This is a genomic window from Streptomyces sp. NPDC052079 (assembly GCF_040680275.1).
Classification (GTDB): Bacteria; Actinomycetota; Actinomycetes; order Streptomycetales; family Streptomycetaceae; genus Streptomyces.
Genome location: NZ_JBFAWL010000026.1, coordinates 60,538 through 80,970 on the forward strand (window position 1 = coordinate 60,538; position 20,433 = coordinate 80,970).

Consider the following 20,433-nt stretch of genomic DNA (forward strand, 5'->3'; position numbering starts at 1 on the left):
TGGGAGTACGGGGACCGCATCGCGGGGATGACCTCGCCCCAGCGCGCCGAGTGCGGCACCGAGCGGGCGGGCCCCGGGCTGCTGACGCTCGTCAAACCCCACGCGGACTGGGAGCGGGCCGCGGCCAACGCGGCGTGAGTTTCCGGTTCCTGGAGGGCGCCCGAGCGAACGATCCGCGGATCCACGAGGTACTGCGGACCGCCTCGGAGGGCAGCCGCGCGTTCACCGGCCTCTGGCAGCGACGGGACGCACGGGGCAAGAGAGACGCCGCGAAGGTCCTGGTCCATCCCGACGTCGGCGAACTCGCCCTGCGCATGCAGACGTTCGACGTACGGTCCGCCCCGGGGCAGCAGTTGGTCTTCTACCACGCCAACGAGGGCACCCGGACCGCGGACGCGCTCCGTCTGCTCGGTTCGCTGGCGGCGCCGCGCTCCTCGCCCAAATGGTGTTCATGGTTGAGGCCGGATCCGTTTGCGTGTGCCGGGGCTTCGCGTCCGGTGAGGTGGACAGAATGTCCGCATGGAGACCACCCGCCGTGGCGAGGATCCGGGGACCGGCGCCCGGGAGGGCCGAAGGGTGGGGCTCCGCCTCTACGGACGGTGCGAGGTGGTCCTCACCGGTCCGGACGCGTTCGTGGACGCGGCCGTCCGGTACTTGTGGCCTCAGGCACGCCCCATACCCGCGCACGACGGTCTGCCCCAGGTGCAACTCGTGCTCGGCCACATCGCGCCCGGGCTGATGGCTGGTGCCTCGCGCCGGAGGGTCACCCTCTACGCGTCGCCCGACGGTCACGTGCCCGACTACAACGAAGGCGTCGAGTACACCGGAGTTCACGGTGTGGACCGGATCGTCCTCAACCCCCACACGGGGAGCCGCATCCTCATGGCCGGCCACCGTGTCCGTGTGGTGAATCCCGAGTTCGAGGCGGGCAAGCGCGACGCCTTACGGGTGGTCAAGCAATTGGTGACCACGGCCTTCGAGGCCTCGGGAATCGTGACGGTCCACGCTTCCGCGTTCGCGCTCGGGGGCGAGGCGGTCGCCGTGGCCGGCCCCGCGGGTGCGGGCAAGACCTCGACGGTCCTCGCCGCGGTCGCCGCGGGCGCGCGCATGGTGGCCAACGACAAGCTGTACGCCCGCACCGATGCCGACGGCACCCGAGTCCTGGGCTGGACGGACCCCATCAGGGTGATCGATGCCCCGGGGCGTCCCAAGCGGAGCGCCACGCTCGCCGCGTACTTCGCCGGTGACGCCGACCGCGTCGTGGTGGACCCCCTGCCGCTGACAACGGCCGTCCTGGCGCGGGTCGGCACCGGCGCGGTACCGGTCCGCTGCGAGGAACTGGACCCGGCCGAGGGCCTCCCGTTCCTGCGGCGGGAGGTGCTGCCGCCCAGAGTCCGGTGGCTGGGAACGGAGCCCTCCCCGGCGAGCGATCCGGTGCCGCCGACCGCCGACCGCTTTCTGCGCCTCACGTACTGCTATCGGGATGCCGCCCGTGCGATGGAACTGCTGATGGGACGTCTGAGGTCCTGAGTGGGCCGGGACGGCGAGCGTGCGGACCTGGTGCGTGCCGTTGCTCGGTGGTTCTTCCGTAATATGCCAACTGCTGTTCTTGCGCGCGGCTTTGCCTCACAATGGGCCGCTCGGGCTCCGCTGCCCCGAATGAGGCCGTGCGGGAGCTCGTGGCACAAGAGGTGGGAGGGTCGGAACGTGTCCACAGGAGCACGCCGGATCGTTGCCTGGCTGGTCGGGGCCGTCTGTCTGGCCGTGGTGATCTGGCTCGTGGTGACGGCCGTACTCGATCTGCCCACCGGCGACAGCACGGCCAGTGTCGTTGGGGCCGTGGTGGCAGTGATCGGGCTCGGCCTCTCCGGGATCACTCTTCTGCGGACTTCTGGAAGCACCGGACCGGGCCCTGTGCGGGTGCGGGCCCGCGGCACGGGGACCATCGCGGCGGGCGGCGATGTGCGGGGCAACGCCGTGGGTGCCCGCGCGAAGGTGACCGGGGCGACGGGAACCCCTGCCGGCGGGCGCCCGGCCCGTGGTGAGCGGGACGTCCGCGCGCGGGGTACGGGCGCCATCGGAGCGGGTGGGGACATCGCCGACAACGCCCTCGGCGAGGACAGTGAGCGATGAAGCTGTGGCCCTGGCGCTGGGGCCTTCGCTTCTCGCGCCACAAGGCGTCGGCGCAGGAACGTACGACCGGACCCGGTGAGGACGGGGAACAGTCGGCTCCGTCGCCGCCCGACGCCACCCGCGCGGGCCCCCGCCGCCTGCCCCCGCCCGGGGCCGGGACCGACGGGCAGGCCGGACGGTCGGTCGTCCGGGCCTCCCGGGGAGCACTGGGCGCCGGCGGCGACATGATGGGCAATGCCATCGGCCCGGGCAGCAGCACCACCTTCATCGAGCAGGTGGTGGTCGGCGGGGGCCCCGGTGCGGAGGTGCCCTGCCGTCGGCAGCTCGCGCCGCCGCCGCTGGGTGAGACCGCGCACCGCGCGGAGATCAGCGCGTCGGTGAAGGCGGTGCTGCTCGGCAGGGAGCACGAGGGCCGGGCACCGGTGCTGTTCCTGGAGGGCTACGGCGGGATAGGGAAGACGACGGTCGCGCTCCAGACCTGCCGGCTTCCCGACGTGGCCGAGCGGTTCCCGGGCGGAGTGGTGTGGACGGTCGTCGGCCAGTCACGCACGGGTCCCGATCTCGCGGACCACATCGCGGACATCTGCGAGCACCTGTCGGGACGCCGTCCGACCACGACCGACCCTCTCCTCGTGGGTGCCCTGCTCGGGGAGATCCTCGACGAAACCGGTCCCGCCCTCGTGGTGGTCGACGATGTCTGGACCGAGGAGCAGGTCAGCGCCTTCCTCGTCGGAGGTGCCGGATCCGCCCGGATATTCACCGCGCGCAACCGCGGACTCGCGCCGGCCGTCGCCGAGATCGTCGAGGTGGGCGAGATGACGGAGGACGAAGCACGGGCGACCGCGTCGGCCGGCCTGCCCGCCGTCGACGCATCGGTGCTGGAAAGCCTCCTGCGCTTCGCCAAGGGCTGGCCGGTGCTGCTGGGTCTGATCAACGCCTCGTTGCGGGCGTACATCCAGGCCGGCGGACCACCGGCCGAGGTGGCCGCGTGGGTCGCCCAGCTCGTCGCCTCGGACGGGCCGGAAGCTCTCGACGCGACGATGCCGCCCCATATGCGCTCCACGGTGGCGGCGACGGTCAACGCGAGCCTCGACCTGCTCTCCGCCGAGGAGCGCGAGCGCTACGTCGATCTGGCCGTCTTCGACGAGGACGCCGAAGTCCCCGAGCACGTCGTGGCCTTGCTGTGGAGCGTGACGGGAGGACTGGAGCGCACCGGGAGCCGCAGGATGGCGGCACTGCTGTCGTCCTTGCGGCTGGTGTCGGAACGGTGGAGCGACGGCGGCCCGGCGATCGCCGTGCACGACGTCCTGCGGTCGTATGTGCGCCACCAGATGTCTCCGGCCGACCTGGTGGCCCGCAACCGGTCGCTGGTGACCGCGCTGCGCACACTGCTGCCGGCCGGTGCCGCCGACGAGTGGTGGCTGCTGCCACAGGGAGAGAAGTTCGGCCTGCAGTACCTTCCGTACCATCTCCAGGCCGCCGGTCTCCACGCCGAACTCGCCGAACTGGCCTGTGATCCCCGGTGGATCGAGACACAGATCCGCCATCTGGGCTCGGTGGTCCCGGTGGTCTCCACCCTGTCCGGAATCCGCACCGCCCGGGCGGGGGCACTCAGGACCGTACTCGGCCGTGACATCGAGGTCTTCGTCCCGGAGGCCGCTCCGTCGGCCGTCGGGGCGACCCTCGCCAGCCGACTGGCGGGAACCGGGGAACTGGAAGGCGTGGTCGGACCCTACCTCGACGGGTTGCCCCGACCGCTGCTGCGCGCGCACTGGCCGCTGCCGGACACCGACAAGGCCGCCGACGACGGTCACACCGGACCCATCGGCGACTGCGCGGTCTCACCTCGCGGCGACCTCCTCGCCACCGCGTCGGACGACCGGCTGGTGCTCCTCTGGGACCCGGTCACGCTCCAGGTCCGCCGGGTCCTGCGCGGGCACAGCCAGCGCGTCCGCGCCTGTGTGTTCAGCCCCGACGGCTCCCGGCTGCTGTCGGCGGCGACGGACGGAACCGTCCGGATCTGGCGGGTCGACGACGGCTGTGCCCTGCACGTTCTGGGGGAGCACTCCGCCCGGATGCTGGGATGCGCGTGGTCGGCTGACGGCCGCTGGGTGGCATCCGCCGCCGGTGACGGGACGGTGACCGTCTGGGACGCCGACACCGGTGAGAGGCACCAGGAGATGCGCAGTCCCAGCGGGAACGAGTGGGACTGCGCCTTCAGCCCCGACGGGCACGGCCTCGTCTCGGTGGGGGAGGACGGGGTCCTGCGGATGTGGGACATCGCCCATGGCACCCTGCGCTGGAGCACCACCGTGCACGAGGGAAGGATCCGCTGCTGCACGTTCTCCCCGTCCGGCGCCCTCATGGCCACGGCGGGCAGCGACGCGACGGTGCGTGTGCTGCGGGCCGACACCGGGCAGGTGGTGCACGTCCTGCGAGGACACACCGACCGTGTCCGCGCCTGCGCGTTCTCACCCGACGGCACCATGCTGGCCAGCGCCTCGGAGGACCGGAGCATCCGGCTCTGGGATACGGCCGGCGGACGGCAGATCCGCCTCCTGCGCGGACATACCGACTGGGTCGGTGCATCAGTCTTCACAGCGGACGGCCGGACCCTGGTCAGCTGCGGCGGGGACGCCACCCTGCGGACCTGGGACATGACCGCCGACGTACCTCCCCGCACCGTACGCGCGACCCGCAGGGCCGTGGGGTGCTGCGCGTTCTCCCCGGACGGGTCGGGTGTGGTCGCCGGGCACAGTGACGGCGCCGTCCAGCTCTTCGACGTCGCCACCGGACGGGTGAGGTTCGAGGCCGAGGGACACGACGGCAGGGTGCTGGACTGTGCGGTGTCGCCCGACGGCGATGTCGTCACCGTGGGCGGGGACGGCGAGCCGGTGTTGTGGGATGCGCGCACGGGCGCCGTCCGGCGCCGGTACAAGCCCCATTCGGGACGTGTCTGGGGGTGCGCGGTGTCCCCGGACGGCGCCCGGATGGCATCGGCGGGTGAGGACGGTGTCGTGAGGATCCATGATCTGCGCACCGGGGACGTCCTCACCGAACTGGTGAACCACGAGGGCCACGCGCTCGGCTGCGCCTTCTCGCCGGACGGCGCCCGCCTGGCGTCCGTCGGGGACGACGGCAGCCTGAGGCTGTGGGACAGCCGTACCGGACGTCTGGAGTCGACCCTCTCCACGGGACGGGAGACGTCTCTGTGGAGCTGCCGCTTCTCGCCCGACGGCGCGCTGCTCGCCTCGGTCGGTTCGCCCGCGGCGGCTCTGGCCCTCTGGTCGACCGCGGACGGGACGGTGGCCACGTCGGTCCCGATCGGCGGGGACCGGATCACCGGATGTGCCTTCTCGCCGTCGGGACGGCAGATCGCGACCTGCGGCGACGAGGGCTACCTGGGTGTGTGGGACGTGGCCACGGGTGCGCCCGTCACCGGAATCCGGGTCGCCTTTCCGCTGCACCGGTGCGCCTGGTCCGGCACGGACACCGGATCCATGATCGCCGCCGCGGGCAACGGAGGGCTTTACCTCTTTGCCTACGAGGACGACTGAGACGACTGAGGCGTCAGGGCCCGGGCTCGTGGCGGAGGAAACCATGCCGTGAGTACGACGCCGTCTGGAGCAGTTCGGTCACCAGCCGGCCCGGAGTGTGCCCCCGGATGGCCGCCAGGAATTCCCGTGTCCCCCCGGTGAACAGCCGCGGGGCGACGTGGGGGTGGTCGAGCAGCGAGACCCCGGGGGCCAGCTCATAGGTCTGCCCGTTCAGGGTGAGCCGGTCTTCGGACTGGGTGAGGTGCAGGGAACGCGATGCGGCCATCCCCCAGCCGTGCGGGACGACGAGGCGGTCTTCCCCGGTCAGGAGGCGTACGGCGTTGAGGCCGCCGGCCGCGGGCCGGAACATGGCGATGGGCTGCCCCACCGCGCTGAACACGGGAACCTCCTCGTCGGGCTCGCACAGGTAGCATCCGATCGCGGCGGAGTCGGACGTCGGCATGAAGTAGTGGTGCTTGTGATACTCGCCGGTGATTTTGATGTGCCCGTTCAGCAGCATGGTCGCCACGAAACGGTGCCGCAGGATGTTGAACCGCAGCAACATCTGGGCGAGATCCGCGAAGAGTTCCGCCTTGTGCCCGACCAGGAGCCGAATGCGCCGTTCCCCGTCGAAGACGCGCACCGAGTCCGCGTACCAGTTTCCCGGAGTGGGACACAACCCGTTGAACTGGTCCTTGAACTCCTTCTCGTTGCTGTGCAGCAGCAGCGCGTACCGGCCGTCGCTCGCCCGACGGCAGGTGAGGATGAAATGGTTCCCGCGGTCGAAATTCCACTCGTAGCTGCTGTCCTCGGCGATGCGCCCGCGCAGTGCGCGCACCGTCTCCTCGGTGAAGACCTCTGCCGGGTCGCCGTCGAGCCAGAACACCGACGACGTGTCGATGTTCATCGTCGTGTCCACCGGCACCGCCGGAACGCGGCAGTCCCATTCGACCAGGCAGCCGGTGGCGAACCCACCGGCCAGCCGTAGGACGTCGTAGGGGATTCCCAGGTCGGCTGCGGGGCTGATGCGGCAGTCCGCCCGGCGGTCCAGTGTGCGCAGGGCCTTCCGCAGCAGTACTTCGGTCTGCCGGAGATAGGGGACGAGGAATTGTTGTGCCCGGTCGTGCTCGACTATTCCGTCCGGTGCGGACACCAGTTGTGCTCCTCTTCCTGGGTCCGTGAGAGAAAGTTGGTGGGAGCTCTACGAACCGGCGGCGGCTTCGATCTCCCGCAGGGTGCCGTCGGAAAGGGTGACTGCCGCCGCTCCGGCCCAGCCGTCGATCTGTCCGGGAAGGCGTGCGCCGACGATCGCCCCGCTGACTCCGGGCCGGCTGAGCACCCAGGCCAGTGCGAGCTCCGGGACGGTGTGGCCGAGTGAGCCGGCGATCGTCCGCAGGGCGTCGACGACGGCCAGCTTCCGGGTCAGTTCGGGCTCGGCGAACTTGGCGGACTTCCTGCGCCAGTCGTCGGGGGCGAGGCTGGCGACCCGCTCACGGTCGAACGCGCCGGTCAGCAGCCCGGACGCCAGCGGTGAATAGGCGATCACACCCGTGCCGTGGTCCCGGCACCGGTCGAGGAGCGGAAGGGATCTGCGGTCGAGAAGGCTCAGTGACGGCTGCAGCGAGTCGACGTGCCGGACGGCTTCACAACGGTCGAGGAGCTCACCGTCCACATTCGACAGCCCGATCCAGCGGACCTTGCCTTCGTCGACGAGCTCCGCGAGCGTGGCCCAGGAGTCCTCGATCGGAGTGCCCGTCCGGGTGTCCGGACGGTGGATCTGATAGAGGTCGATCCGGTCCACGCCCAGGCGTTTCAGGCTGGCCTCGCACTCCTGACGGATGGTTTCGGGCCGCAGGTCGGAGACGACCTTTCCCGGATGTGCGGCGTCCCATACGCGCCCGCACTTGGTGAAGACCAGGGGCCGTTCACGCGTTCCGAGTTGCCGTAACGCCTTGCCCACGACCTCCTCGGAGTGACCGCACCCGTAGGCGGGAGCGGTGTCCAGCCAGTTGAGGCCCCGGTCGACCGCGCGGAGGACGGTCCGTACCGAAGCGGTGTCGTCGACGGGACCCCACCCGTACTCGTACGGTCCCCCGATGGCCCAGGTGCCGAGCCCCAGACGCGTGATCTCAGGGCCTTCACGCCCCAACCGCGTGGAGGGGATCCGATGCCGGACGTCGGGTGATCGCGCCTTGTCTGGGTTCACGGTGGCGCATCCTACTTGGCACGCAACTGCCTGTCGATGCACGGGTTTTGGGCAGATGGACTTTTGATCCCATGTGATACCGGCGTTCGCGTCGCCGCCGGTGCCGGGCGCGGGGTGCCGCTCCTTATGTACGACGGCACGTCGCCCGAAGACGCGTACCGCCCGCAACCCCGATCTCTCTTGCTGTTAGTGTGCAGTTGCATATCGTTCGCAATAAGCCTGGAGGATGCCGGACATGGCCCTGTACACGCTCCCTGAACTCCCGTACGACTACGCGGCGCTCGCCCCGGTGATCAGCCCGGAGATCATCGAACTGCACCACGACAAGCACCACGCGGCCTATGTGAAGGGGGCCAACGACGCCCTCGAGCAGCTCGCCGAGGCGCGGGAGAAGGAGGCGTGGGGGTCGATCAACGGACTGGAGAAGAACCTGGCCTTCCATCTGTCGGGGCACATCCTCCACTCGATCTACTGGCACAACATGACCGGTGATGGCGGCGGCGAGCCGCTCGAGAAGGACGGTGTGGGCGAACTGGCCGACGCCATCGCCGAGTCCTTCGGCTCCTTCGGCCGCTTCAAGGCCCAGTTGTCCAAGGCGTCGGCCACCACGCAGGGTTCGGGCTGGGGCGTCCTGGCGTACGAGCCGCTGAGCGGGCGGCTGATCGTCGAACAGGTCTACGACCACCAGGGCAACGTCGGCCAGGGGGCCACCCCGATCCTCGTCTTCGACGCCTGGGAGCATGCCTTCTATCTGCAGTACCGGAACCAGAAGGTCGATTTCATCGAGGCCATGTGGGAGGTCGTCAACTGGCAGGATGTCGCCCGGCGTTACACGGCGGCCAAGGAGCGCGGCGAGGGCCTGCTGCTCGCGCCGTGACGGCCCGGGATGACGGGGCCTCAGCCGGTCAGTGCCTTGCTGGGCGGCGCGTCCCAGGTGCGGTGTCTCGCCGTCACCGACACCAGCAGGGCCGAGACCGCCACCAACGCCATGCCCACCGTCAGGCTGGTTCGGCCCGCCACGAAACCGATCAGTGCTGGGCCGGCGAGGAGGCCGGTGGTGCCCGTGGCGGCGACCAGGGTCAGTGCCTTTGGGCCCTCCGCGGCGGCGGCGACGTAGACGCACGGGGTCACCGTCGCCATACCGAGCCCCACGCACGCGAAGCCGACCAGCGCGGGCCAGGTGCCGCCCGTCGCCAGGGCGAGGGCGAGACCCGTCCCGGCGACCACACTGCCGACCCGGACGACACGCGCGTCGCCCCAGCGCTCCCGCCAGCGGTCGCCGAGGAGGCGGGCCAGCACCATCATCACGGAGACCACGGCGATACCCAGCGGCGCGAGCCGCCCGGACGCCCCCGTCTCCTCCGTGAGATACAGCGTCGACCAGTCGGTCATGGCGCCCTCGGTGATCGTGCCCAGCATCATGGCGGCGCCCAGCCAGAGCGCCGCCCGGCCGGCGCCGGTCAGCCTGCGCAGCCCCTTGGCCTCGGATGCCTCCTGCGTCGACTCCTCCGCCCGCGCATCGGGTTCGTCGGTCAGCAGACCGGGCCGGGCGGAGGCCAGCAGCAGCGTCAGCAGCCCCGCGGCCAGGGCGAAGTGCGCGGTCAGGGCGTGCGTCACGGCGTTCATGCCGGACGCCAGCAGCGCACCCGCGAGCGCGCCGCCGCTGAACGTGGCGTGCAGCTGGGCCATGGTGGCCCGCTCGTACCGGGACTCCAGCGCGGCGCCCTGCGCGTTCATGGCGACGTTCAGGCAGCCGACGGCCACCCCGTCGACCAATGCCACCGCCAGGACGAACGGGTAGTTCCCGGCGGCGGCCAGCGTCGGCAGCACCGCTACCAGGCACAGCGCGGACCACAGCGCCAGCCGCCGTGACCCCAGCCGCTTCATCAGCTGGGCGACCAGGGGGAAGGAGACCGCCGCCCCGACCCCGCAGGCCATCAGCAGCAGGCCGACCCGGGTCTCGTCGAGGTAGAAGCGGTCCTTGAGGGCGGGCAGCCGCGAGACCCAGGTGGCGTACTGGAAGCCGAGGAAAGAGAACAGCGCGGCCGTGGCCAGCCGGCCACGCCGGAAGCCGGAGGCGGGTGCGGGTGGGGATGCGGACATCAGTACTCCTCGTCACTCCTTGACCCGGGCGGCGGGCCGCCGCTGGTGCGGCCCGGAAGCGGGCAGTACATGTAGACGGCGCCCTCGCCGTAGCCGACGGGGGGTGCCACGCCCGGCTCGGGCCGGTAGCCGTGGCCCGCCCAGAAGCTCGCCGTCCCTCCCACGGAGACCAGGGAGATCCGGTCGTAGGACCGGCTCGCGGCGGCGGCCGTGAGATGACGGAGCAGTCTGCCGCCCAGTCCTCGGCCGCGCAGTTCCTCCGCGACGACCAGATCGTGCAGATGGAGATTGCGGGAGCCGAACGGCTTGTCCTCCGCCCGGGTCAGGTCGGGGTACCGCGACGGCGGGTAGGGCAGCGACAGCACATACCCGGCGATCCGGTCCCCGGCCTCCAGGACGAAGCAGGTCTCCGGTGAGGCACGGCCCCGGGACTCCAGCGCGTCCCGTCCCTCGGACAGCGACACCGGCCCGTACACCTCCGCCTCCAGGGCGGCGATACGGGACCAGTCCGCCGCGGCGACGGGACGTATCCGTACGTCCTCCCGCCCCGGCCGGCCGACTGCCGGGGCCGTGCCGCCGCCCCCTACACAGGTGTGGGGGAGCGGACGGAAGCCGTTGAAGCCCTCGGTCGTGTAACTGGCGGCGTAGGCGCCGGCGGACATCACCCAGACCGGGTCCCCCGACGCCACGTCCCTCGGCACGCGCACCCGGCGGTGCTCGTGGGCGTAGGCGTCGTCGCTGTCGCAGGTGGGGCCCGCGATGACGGCGAGGACGGCCTCGGCATCGGCGGGATGGGTCGGGAAGACCAACGGGTACTGCAACTGGTCCATCTCGTACAGGCCGTTGAACTTGCCGCAGCTCAGATACAGCCAGTACTCCGGCTGCCCGTCGGGCCGTCCGCGGGACGTCAGCCGGGACACATGCGCCCTGATCGCGCCGTGGTCGGCGACCAGGTGGCGTCCCGGTTCCAGCAGCACGTCCAGCGGAGCGGGGGAGAGGTCCCGCAGCGTCCGCACACCCTCGCGCAGCACGGCGAAGATCTTGTCCAGCGGAGGTTCCAGCCGTATGCCCCTGCGGTCGGCGTAGCCGAGTGCGGGCAGGCCGCCCCCGAGGTTGACGTGGTCCGGCACGATCCCGCGGTCGTGCAGTGCCGTGAGCACGTCGGCCAGGGTGGCGAAGGCCGACTGCCAGCCCTCGGTGGTCATCTGCTGGGATCCGACGTGCACGGACAGCCCGGCGGGGACCAGTCCCGCGGCCCGGGCCGCCGTCATCACCCGTACGGCGTCCTCAGCTGAGCAGCCGAACTTCCGGCTCAGCCCCCACAGCGCCCCCTGCCCGCTGGTCGCCAGCCGACAGAACACCCGGGCGCCGGGGGCGTGTTCGGCCAGTGCCGCCACGTCCTCCAGGCTGTCCGTCGCGAAGTCCCGGATGCCGAGCCGGTAGGCCTCCGCGATGTTCTCGTCGGACTTCACGGTGTTGCCGTAGTGGATCCGGTCGGCGGGCACCCCGGTCGCCAGGGCCTGGGCGATCTCCCGGGGGCTCGCCGCGTCGAAGCCGCAGCCCCGGTCGGCCAGACACGCCAGGACCTCGTCCACGGGACACGCCTTCATCGCGAACCGGATCCCGGCGCCGGGCAGTTCCTCGGTCAGGCTGTCGAACCGGCCGGCGATACCGTCCAGGTCGTAGATCAACTGGTCCCGGTCGGCGGCCGCGAGGGCGGTGTGGAGGGCCGTGCTCACCGGGGCGTGCTCCGCACGTCCGTGAACCGGGCTGCTCCCACCAGCGGCTCCCACGCCCCGATCAGACGCACGAACTCCTCGGTGTCCCACGCGGCTTCGTCCAGCAGGCGTTCCCGGTCCGCCGTCATGCCGCGCGCGAACTCGGCGTACTCCCCGCCCAGTCGCGCGTACGCCGACGCCACCGTGTCCAGCCGCCGCTCGTTCTCCGTACGGTCCAGCCGCACGCTCTCGGCGAGGAAGGCGGCGAAGGGCGCGGGGTCGAGCCGTCCCCCGTCGTCCAGCAGGGAGGAACCCGCGTCAGCCATCCGCTCGTAGACGTAGTGGAGGTACAGCATCGACAGCAGGAACTTCACGAACCGCCTCTGGTACGCCATGAAGCCGGCGTGCGTGCGGCGTTGCCCGGTGTAGCAGTTCACGATGTGCCGGTTGTGCAGGACGCCGGGCAGCCCGGCGTCGTACACGGCGTGGATGAGGAAGTAGTCGCTGCCGATGGTGGCGGTGGCGGGCGGCAGCGGCAGCCGCTCGTACACGTCCCGGTCGAAGGCGATGTTGGACATGTCGACGCGCATCGGATCGACCAGGGTCAGCGTCGAGTGGTCTCCCGTGAAGGGGTGCGTTCCGGCGCCCTTGAAGGACTCCTCGACCAGCTCCCGCCGCTGCTCGGCGGACAAGTGGCCGGGCCCCCACAGGCCGACGACCTCCTCGTACACCTCCTTGTCGAGCTCCGCGATCCGGCTGATGTCGACGGAGAGCTCCCCTATGAAGGAGGCGCCCACCATCGACACGGTCCGGTCGGCGATCGCGGGATCCAGCGTCACCCGCGAGACCCCGGGGGCCGCGTCACGGGCCCGTTTGCCCAGGGAGGCCAGCTCGTGGTGGACGGGGTGGACGGGCTCGCCCTTGAACACCTGGTAGTTGCAGTCGGAGTCGCGCCGGTGCAGCGAACGGCAGCCCAGCGCGGCCGCGATCAGGAACGCCCGGTTGGTGCAGGCGCCGTACGACAGCGCGTCCGGGAGCATGAGGTCGAGGATCCGCTCCGGCTCCGGGAGCGCCGCCCGGTCGATGGCGCGGCGCAGGAAGTCCCGCTGGGCGGACTCGTCGAGATGGTGGACGACCACGCCGCGAACCTCGGGAAGCGCGGCGGCCGTCCTGGCATGGGCCGCGCGGGTCGGCTCGTCGGCGGAGTCGAGGATCAGCAGATGCACTTCGACGTCGAAGTGCCGTACGGCGTCGGCGGCTTCGGCGCCGATGGCCGTGATGGCCGCGGAGCATTCCCGGTCGGTCGGGAGGGCCAGACATATCCGGTGCACGTCGGTTTCCTGCCTCATCGTGTGCTCTCGTGCCAGCTGTCGAGCCCCAGCAGCCTGCGGCCGAGACCGTCGAGTTCGGCGGGGGCGTAGCGCAGGGACTCGTGCTGCACGGCGTCGCCGAGAAGGGTCGCGTTCCAGTCGGGCGTGCTGAGCGTGCGCCAGGACTCCACCCGCGACCGGCGCAGCTCCTCGTGCTCCTCGAGGGCGGGCATCATCGACAGGTACTGCACCGCCCGCACCCCGTCGACCGAGGAGTTGCCGGCCACGCCATGCGCCAGCATGCCGTTGAAGATCAGCAGGTCACCGGCCGCCAACTGAGGCCGGACCACCGGGAACTCCGTGCGGTCGGTCCCGGGACGGACCGGGTCCCGGTCGGCGGGCTGGGCGGCCTTCCACGCGTCGAACCGGCGGAAGAGCTTCGGGGAGCACTGGAAACCGCCCTGGTCCGGCTCCGTGTCGGTGAGGGCGATGATGCCCTGCACCCGCTGCGGCGGCACGCTCGCCGTGGTGTCCACGTCCCAGTGCAGCTCGATGTCGAAGCCCTCGTCCGTGGGGTCGATCAGGGAGCGCGAGCGGTTCTTCACATTGGGCGGATTGAGGTTGAGGCGGTCCAGGGTGACCCAGAGCTCCTCGCAGTCCCAGACGTCCACGAAGGCGTCGTAGACCCGCTGGGTCTGCCGGCTGTCCCAGATCCGCTGGTGGTGGTACGCCTCCACGAACCCGTAGACGTACAGGTCCCGGTCGAGGTCCGAGCGGAAGGTGCGCTCCGGGTACCAGGTGTCGGGGCGGTGCGGGTCGAGGCCCTGGAACTCCCAGGCGAACTCCAGCAGCAGCTTGGCCGCGTCGCGGGATATCGCCTCCGGGACCACCACGTAGCCGTGGTTCTGCCAGGACGCGAACTGTTCCTCCGAAAGCACCCGCAGCGGCAGGTCCTTGGTCAGATGCCTCAGCTGCGTCGCGGCGAGATAGGTCTCGCCGTCGGCGCTGAAGTAGGGGCGCTCGGAGGCGGCGCGGTGTAAGAAACGGTGGTGCGTCGTCATGCGGTACTCCGGGAAAAATCGGGGTCACTCACGGCATGCGGACAGGACAGGAGAGGGCAAAGGGGAGGACAAGGGAAGCCGGGATAGGGGCCAAGAGCAGCGACGAAGAAATCGCTGACCGGCCGTGCCGCTACGCCACGGATTCAGCGGGTTGGTCTTGACTCGGCGCTCGGCTCGGTGACATCGATGTCGTCGAGCGTGCCGAGCGCCAGGCCGCCCGGGCGGGACGCCCCGGTGCGCACGGAGTCCGCCCACCGCGACAGCCGCGGGTGGCTCTTCTCGGTCATGCGGGACCTCCGTGCGGGTTCTGCGCGCGGCGCGGGCGACAGAGAGTGCGCCACGAATGGTTCAGACCATTTAATGCTGGACTGTACCAATGGGCCCTGTCAAGGAAGGTCTTGCCGAACTGGCCGCCAAACGCCCCGAGTTGACGGCGAAAAGCCCGGTCAAGGCCCCGGACGGGTCAACGTGGCCGTGAACTTGTAGCGCGAGCCGCGGTACACCGAGCGGACCCACTCCACCGGCGTGCCCGTTTCGTCCCGCGAGTGGCGGGAGAGCAGCAGCATCGGCAGGCCCACGTCCGTGGCGAGCAGTCCCGCCTCCCGCGGTGTCGCCGGAGAGGTCTCGATGGTCTCGTCGGCCTCCGCCGGCCGCACACCGTACACCTCTGCGAGGGTGGTGTAGAGCGAGGTGTAGCGGCTCAGGTTGCGGCGCAGCCGGGGGAAGCGCCGGTCGGACAGGTGGGTCGCCTCGATCGCCATGGGCTCCCCGCCGGCCAGCCGCAACCGCTCGATGCGCAGCACCCTGTCGCCCGGTTCCACCTCCAGCAGGGCCGCCAGCTCGGCGTCGGCGGCGATGTACCCGATGTCCAGCACCTGGGAGGCGGGGCTGAGCCCCTGCGCCCGCATGTCCTCGGTGTACGAGGTCAGTTGGAGCGTCCGGTAGACCTTCGGGCGGGCGACGAACGTGCCCTTGCCCTGGATGCGGTCGAGCCGGCCCTCGCCCACCAGCTCCTGCAGGGCCTTGCGGATCGTGGTGCGGGAGGTGCGGAACTCGACGGCGAGCAGGCGCTCGGCCGGCATCGGGGAGCCCGGTGCCCGCTCGTCGGTCATCTGCAGTAACCGTTGCTTGATGCGGTAGTACTTCGGAACGCGACCGATACGGCCCGGCGCCCCCGTGTCGGCCTGGGCGCTGCTGACGTCCGTGCTCATGACCTGCCTTCCGGCTGCGGTGTCCGGCGCGCGGACGGCAGGGGGCCGGCCGCGGTGCACGTCGGCGGACGGCCGGGGTCGGCGCCGCACGCTCGGCGATCCGTTATAACCGTGGGTTCTCCCTTTGGTCTAGTCCAACGGTCAACCCATCCCCGTTTGGGCGGAGTTCTGCGGCCCGGAAGGGGTGTCCGAGCCGTTATCGAGGCGTGGGTTCACGACCCTTGACAGAGCCATAGGTCTAGGCCAAGCTCCACTTGCTGGTCTAAACCATTTAGAGGAAGCCGGGTCCCAGCCCGCCGAGCTGTTGCGCCGTTGCGGGGGTCACCGCCGAGGGCGTGGGTGTGGAAGGCATTCCTGAGGAGGGGTGGCGCGTGAAGCGCAAGCTGATAGCCGCGATCGGTGTCGCGGGCGTGTTGTTCTCCGTCGCCGCGTGTGGCGGCGACGACGGTGGCAGTGACGAGAAGGCAGGCGCGGACGGCTACGCCGGCGAGACGCTCACCGTCTGGGTGATGGACGGTTCCTCTCCGGACCAGTGGCAGAAGGACCTTGCCGCCGAGTTCGAGAAGAAGACCAAGGCGAAGGTCGAGTTCGAGGTCCAGCAGTGGAACGGTATTCAGCAGAAGCTGACCACCGCCCTCTCCGAGGAGAACCCCCCGGACGTCTTCGAGATCGGCAACACCCACACCCCGGCCTACGCCAAGACCGGCGGCCTCGCCGACCTCGCCGACCTCAAGTCGGAGATCGGCGGGGAGTGGACCGAGTCGCTCAACGAGGCGTCCGTGTTCGAGGGCAAGCAGTACGCGGCGCCCTGGTACTTCGCCAACCGCGTCGTCCTCTACAACAAGAAGGTCTGGGCGGACGCCGGCCTCAAGGACACGCCCAAGACCCGCGACGAGTTCTACGACGCGCTCAAGACGATCGGTGAGAAGACCGACGCCGAGCCGATCTACCTGCCCGGCCAGAACTGGTACCACTTCGTCGGCCTGGTGATCGGCGAGGGCGGCGAGCTGGTCAAGAAGGACGGCGACACCTACGTCTCCAACCTCGGCGACCCGAAGGTCGCCGCCGCCGCGGAGACGTACAAGAAGTTCCAGAGCCTGTCCAGGGCTCCCAAGGACAAGGACGAGGCCACCCCCCAGCAGGGCGAGGTCTTCGCCAAGGGCAACGTCGGCGCCTTCATCGGCATGGGCTGGGAAGCCGGCATCGCGATCAAGGCCAACCCGAAGATCGAGAAGGAGATCGGCTACTTCACCATCCCGGGTGCGACCGCCGACAAGCCCGAGGGCGTCTTCCTCGGCGGCTCCAACCTCGCCGTCGCCGCCGGCAGCAAGAAGCAGGAACTCGCCAAGGAGTTCCTGAAGATCGCGCTGTCCGACAAGTTCGAGGGCCAACTGGCCAAGCTCAACGGCGTCATCCCCAACAAGGAGTCGCTGCAGAGCAACCTCGAGGGCAACGCCCCTGCCGAGGCCGCCGCTCCGGCCGCCGCCGTCGGCGGCACCACGCCGCTGATCCCCGAGTGGGCCCCGGTCGAGAACGACCCCAACCCGATCAAGACGTATCTGACCGCCGTCCTGAACGGCAAGTCCCCGGCCGACGCCGCCAAGCAGGTCGAGGGCGAGTTCAACAAGCGCCTGGCGCAGCAGCAGTAGAAGCGCAAGCACTTCCACCGGAGCGGGGACCGGCCGTACGACGGTCCCCGCCCCGGCGTTGAACAGGCCGAGAAGAGAGATCGCGAGCATGACCGTGCAGACCGAACGGCCGCCCTCCGGTCCGGCGGACGTCCGCAAAGCGGACGACGGCGGACCCGGCAGGCAGAAAACGAGAGCCGCGTCGCGCGCCGGCGCGCTCGCCCCGTACCTGTTGCTGCTGCCCGCCTGCGTGGCCACCGTGCTGCTGCTGGGCTGGCCGCTGCTCAAGGACGTACTGCTGTCGTTCCAGAACCTCAACATGGCGCAGCTGATCCAGCACGTCACCGAGTGGAACGGCGTCGACAACTACAAGGAGACCCTCACCAGCGAGGACTTCTGGCGGGTCACCCTCCGCTCGATCGTGTTCACGGCGGTCAACGTCGTCCTGATCATGGTCCTGGGCACGCTGATCGGCCTGCTGCTCGCCCGCCTCGGCCCGCGGATGCGGTTCACCCTGATGGTCGGCCTGGTACTGGCCTGGGCGATGCCCCCGGTCGCGGCCACCACGGTCTACCAGTGGCTGTTCGCCCAGCGCTTCGGTGTCGTCAACTGGGTGCTGGACAAGCTCGGATGGCACTCCATGGCCGACTACAGCTGGACCAGCAGCCAGATGTCGACCTTCTTCGTCGTCATCCTGCTGATCGTGTGGATGTCCATCCCGTTCGTCGCCATCAGCCTCTACGCGGCGACCACCACCATCCCGAAGGAACTCTACGAGGCCGCCTCCCTCGACGGCGCCGGCGCCTGGCGGAGCTTCACCACGGTCACCCTGCCGTTCCTGCGGCCGTTCCTGCTGGCCACGACGTTCCTGGAGATCATCTGGGTCTTCAAGGCGTTCGTCCAGGTCTTCACCTTCAACGGCGGCGGCCCCGATCGGCTCACCGAGATCCTGCCCGTCTACGCCTACGTCGAGGGCGTCGGCAACCAGCACTACGGCATGGGCGCGGCGATCGCCGTCCTCACCATCCTGATCCTGCTGGGCCTGACCGCCTACTACCTCCGGATCGTGCTCAAGCAAGAGGAGGACGAGCTGTGAAGCGCTCGCTCATCGGCCGTCTGTGGCCCAACATCACGGCCGTCGTCCTGTTCCTCGGCTTCGTCTTCCCCGTCTACTGGATGTTCGCCACGGCCTTCAAGCCGACCGGCGACATCGTCTCGGAGAACCCGGTCTGGTTCCCGACCGACGTCACCTTCGAGCACTTCAAGACGGCGGTCGACGTCGACCACTTCTGGACGTACGTCACCAACTCGCTGACCGTCACCGTTCTGGCCGTCGTCTTCTCCCTGATCATCGCGCTGGCCGGCTCCTTCTCCCTGGCCCGTATGCGGTTCAGGGGGCGGCGCGGCTTCATCATCGTCTTCATGCTGGCCCAGATGGCGCCCTGGGAAGTCATGATCATCGCGATGTACATGATCGTGCGGGACGCGTCGATGCTGAACAGCCTCGTGCCGTTGACGCTCTTCTACGCGATGATGATCCTTCCCTTCACCATCCTGACGCTGCGCGGCTTCGTCGCCGCCGTGCCGAAGGAGCTGGAGGAGTCCGCGATGGTCGACGGCTGCACCCGGCGCCAGGCGTTCCGCCGGGTCATCCTGCCGCTGCTCGCGCCCGGACTGATGTCCACCTCGCTGTTCGGATTCATCACCGCCTGGAACGAGTTCGCCCTGGTCCTGGTGCTCAACAAGGACGCCGAGGCACAGACCCTGCCGCTGTGGCTCTCCCGGTTCCAGACCCAGTTCGGCGACGACTGGGGTGCGACCATGGCCGCGTCATCCCTCGTCTCCGTTCCGATCCTGATCCTCTTCGTCTTCCTGCAGCGCAAGGCCGTCAGCGGCCTCACCGCGGGCGCCGTGAAGGGATAACGCCACCCGATGACGACATTCACCACCGGCACCGACACCCTCACCCGCGACGCGCTGGCCGTGCTCCAGCCCGGATTCGCCGGCACCACCGCACCCGACTGGGTACGCCGCCGGCTCGGCGAGGGCCTCGCCTCGGTCGCGCTCTTCGGCCGCAACGTCACCACGGCCGAGCAGGTCACCGCCCTCACCGCGCAATTGCGGGCCGAGCGGGACGACCTGCTGGTCGCCATCGACGAGGAGAGCGGCGACGTCACCCGCCTGGAGGTCCGCACCGGTTCCTCCTTCCCCGGCAACCACGCGCTCGGCGCGGTAGACGACACCGTGCTGACCCGGGGCGTCGCCCGCGAACTGGGCCGCCGGCTCGCCGCATGCGGGGTCAACTTCAACTGGGCGCCCTCCGCCGACGTCAACGCCAACCCCGACAACCCGGTGATCGGCGTTCGCTCCTTCGGCCGGGACACCGCCCTGGTCGCCCGGCACACCGCCGCCTACGTGGAGGGCCTGCAGTCCACCGGCGTCGCCGCCTGCACCAAGCACTTCCCCGGCCACGGCGACACCAGCGTCGACTCGCATCACGCGATCCCGCATATCGACCTCGACGCCACGACGCTGCACGAGCGTGAACTGCAGCCGTTCCGGGCGGCGATCGCGGCCGGCACCCGTGCCGTCATGAGTGCCCACATCCGGGTACCGGTCCTCGACCCGGAGCGCCCGGCCACGCTCTCCCGGCGCATTCTCACCGACCTGCTGCGCGGCGAACTCGGCTACGAGGGCCTGATCGTCACCGACGGCATGGAGATGCGGGCCATCTCCGGCGCGTATGGGCTCGAGAAGGGGGTCGTCCTGGCCATCGCCGCCGGCGCCGACGCGATCTGCGTGGGCGGCGGGCTGTGTGACGAGGACACCGTGCAGAGCCTCCAGGACGCGCTGGTGGCCGCCGTGCGGTCCGGCGAACTGCCTGAGGAGCGGCTTGCCGACGCGGCGGGCCGGGTGCGCTCCCTGGCCTCATGGACCGCTGGCGTACGACGCTCCCCGGCGGCGCCGGCGGATTTTGAGCCGGAGATCGGGCTCACGGCGGCCCGCCGCGCGGTGACCGTCACCCGCGGCGCGGGCTCCTCGCCGGTCACCGGACCGGTGTTCGTGGCCACCTTCAATCCGGCCCCGAACATCGCCGTGGGTGACGAGACGCCGTGGGGGGTCGGGGCGGAGCTGGAGCGGCTGCTGCCGGGTACGGCCATGGGCAGCTTCACCGGTGCCTTGGCCGGTGACGAGGCTCTGAAGGCCGCGGCCGGCCGGCGGGTGGTCGCCGTGGTCCGCGACGAGCACCGGCACGCGTGGATGCGTACGGCGGTGGACACGCTGCTCGCCGCTGACCCGGACACCGTGGTGGTGGAGATGGGCGTCCCCCAGTCACCGCCCCGTGGCGCCCTGCACATCGCCACCCACGGCGCGGCCCGCGTCTGCGGGGTGGCGGCGGCGGAGGCGGTCGCCGGCCACGGGTGATCTTTTTTCGCCCCCGCCGCCCCTTCCCGTCCCGTCCCTGGGGGCTGCGCCCCCAGACCCCCCTTTCGGCCCTTCGGGCCTCGTCCTCAAACGCCGGACGG

The 20,433-nt window shown here is 70.4% G+C and carries 16 protein-coding genes and 2 pseudogenes; 9 read left to right on the plus strand and 9 right to left on the minus strand.

Going from position 1 to position 20,433, the window contains the following annotated elements; all coding sequences use genetic code 11:
- Positions 1 to 134: 134 nt before the first annotated feature.
- From AB0L56_RS27795 to AB0L56_RS27810, 4 genes and pseudogenes are all read left to right on the plus strand, one after another.
- Positions 135 to 398: pseudogene (locus AB0L56_RS27795) on the plus strand (transcriptional regulator); the annotation flags it as partial.
- Between the two features lie 121 nt (positions 399 to 519).
- Positions 520 to 1,530 carry a hypothetical protein gene (locus AB0L56_RS27800; RefSeq protein ID WP_365427857.1) on the plus strand — a complete coding sequence of 337 codons (1,011 nt, stop codon included), beginning with the start codon at positions 520 to 522 and terminating at the stop codon, positions 1,528 to 1,530.
- 177 nt (positions 1,531 to 1,707) lie between these two features.
- Positions 1,708 to 2,133: a hypothetical protein gene (locus tag AB0L56_RS27805; RefSeq protein WP_361026256.1), complete on the plus strand. Its 426-nt coding sequence runs from the start codon at positions 1,708 to 1,710 to the stop codon at positions 2,131 to 2,133.
- A complete protein-coding gene (locus tag AB0L56_RS27810) occupies positions 2,130 to 5,690 on the plus strand; it encodes an NB-ARC domain-containing protein (RefSeq protein WP_365427860.1) in 3,561 nt (1,186 codons plus the stop codon). The genes AB0L56_RS27805 and AB0L56_RS27810 overlap by 4 nt, the downstream gene beginning before the upstream one ends.
- A 13-nt stretch (positions 5,691 to 5,703) precedes the next feature.
- Here AB0L56_RS27810 and AB0L56_RS27815 read toward each other — a convergent pair whose 3' ends face one another.
- Both AB0L56_RS27815 and AB0L56_RS27820 read right to left on the minus strand, forming a co-directional pair.
- Positions 5,704 to 6,822: a hypothetical protein gene (locus AB0L56_RS27815; RefSeq protein ID WP_365427863.1), complete on the minus strand. Its 1,119-nt coding sequence runs from the start codon at positions 6,820 to 6,822 to the stop codon at positions 5,704 to 5,706.
- A gap of 48 nt (positions 6,823 to 6,870) precedes the next feature.
- The gene (locus tag AB0L56_RS27820; RefSeq protein WP_365427866.1) at positions 6,871 to 7,875 is read right to left on the minus strand and encodes an aldo/keto reductase; all 1,005 of its coding nucleotides are present in this window, start codon (positions 7,873 to 7,875) and stop codon (positions 6,871 to 6,873) included.
- Positions 7,876 to 8,110: 235 nt separating this feature from the next.
- Here AB0L56_RS27820 and AB0L56_RS27825 point away from each other — a divergent pair, with 235 nt between their 5' ends.
- Positions 8,111 to 8,752 (plus strand): superoxide dismutase, encoded by a 642-nt coding sequence (locus AB0L56_RS27825; RefSeq protein ID WP_365427869.1) that lies wholly within the window; start codon positions 8,111 to 8,113, stop codon positions 8,750 to 8,752.
- 20 nt (positions 8,753 to 8,772) lie between these two features.
- On the opposite strand, the gene AB0L56_RS27830 is transcribed toward AB0L56_RS27825, so the two are convergent.
- From AB0L56_RS27830 to AB0L56_RS27860, 7 genes and pseudogenes are all read right to left on the minus strand, one after another.
- The gene (locus tag AB0L56_RS27830) at positions 8,773 to 9,978 is read right to left on the minus strand and encodes an MFS transporter (RefSeq protein ID WP_365427872.1); all 1,206 of its coding nucleotides are present in this window, start codon (positions 9,976 to 9,978) and stop codon (positions 8,773 to 8,775) included.
- Complete coding sequence (locus AB0L56_RS27835; RefSeq protein ID WP_365427902.1) at positions 9,978 to 10,508, minus strand: GNAT family N-acetyltransferase; 531 nt, start codon at positions 10,506 to 10,508, stop codon at positions 9,978 to 9,980. Before AB0L56_RS27835 ends, AB0L56_RS27830 begins: the two co-directional genes overlap by 1 nt.
- Positions 10,509 to 10,562: 54 nt before the next feature.
- Positions 10,563 to 11,717, minus strand: a pseudogene (locus AB0L56_RS27840) (type III PLP-dependent enzyme); the annotation flags it as partial.
- Positions 11,714 to 13,045, minus strand: coding sequence for a DUF6271 family protein (locus AB0L56_RS27845; RefSeq protein ID WP_365427875.1), 1,332 nt, complete (start codon positions 13,043 to 13,045; stop codon positions 11,714 to 11,716). The pseudogene AB0L56_RS27840 and the gene AB0L56_RS27845, both read right to left, overlap by 4 nt.
- Entirely contained in the window at positions 13,042 to 14,067 is a 1,026-nt protein-coding gene (locus AB0L56_RS27850; protein WP_365427878.1) for a phytanoyl-CoA dioxygenase family protein, read from the minus strand. Before AB0L56_RS27850 ends, AB0L56_RS27845 begins: the two co-directional genes overlap by 4 nt.
- Positions 14,068 to 14,210: 143 nt before the next feature.
- The gene (locus tag AB0L56_RS27855; RefSeq protein WP_365427881.1) at positions 14,211 to 14,354 is read right to left on the minus strand and encodes a hypothetical protein; all 144 of its coding nucleotides are present in this window, start codon (positions 14,352 to 14,354) and stop codon (positions 14,211 to 14,213) included.
- Between the two features lie 159 nt (positions 14,355 to 14,513).
- Complete coding sequence (locus AB0L56_RS27860) at positions 14,514 to 15,278, minus strand: GntR family transcriptional regulator (protein ID WP_365427884.1); 765 nt, start codon at positions 15,276 to 15,278, stop codon at positions 14,514 to 14,516.
- 371 nt (positions 15,279 to 15,649) lie between these two features.
- Between AB0L56_RS27860 and AB0L56_RS27865 the strand changes: the two genes are divergently transcribed.
- From AB0L56_RS27865 to AB0L56_RS27880, 4 genes are all read left to right on the plus strand, one after another.
- Positions 15,650 to 16,927 (plus strand): extracellular solute-binding protein, encoded by a 1,278-nt coding sequence (locus AB0L56_RS27865; RefSeq protein ID WP_365427887.1) that lies wholly within the window; start codon positions 15,650 to 15,652, stop codon positions 16,925 to 16,927.
- A gap of 88 nt (positions 16,928 to 17,015) precedes the next feature.
- Positions 17,016 to 18,002, plus strand: a complete 987-nt coding sequence (locus tag AB0L56_RS27870; protein WP_365427890.1) for a sugar ABC transporter permease — start codon at positions 17,016 to 17,018, stop codon at positions 18,000 to 18,002.
- Positions 17,999 to 18,829, plus strand: coding sequence for a carbohydrate ABC transporter permease (locus AB0L56_RS27875; protein WP_361026280.1), 831 nt, complete (start codon positions 17,999 to 18,001; stop codon positions 18,827 to 18,829). The genes AB0L56_RS27870 and AB0L56_RS27875 overlap by 4 nt, the downstream gene beginning before the upstream one ends.
- A gap of 9 nt (positions 18,830 to 18,838) precedes the next feature.
- Positions 18,839 to 20,332: a glycoside hydrolase family 3 protein gene (locus AB0L56_RS27880; protein ID WP_365427893.1), complete on the plus strand. Its 1,494-nt coding sequence runs from the start codon at positions 18,839 to 18,841 to the stop codon at positions 20,330 to 20,332.
- The last annotated feature ends 101 nt before the right edge of the window (positions 20,333 to 20,433 follow it).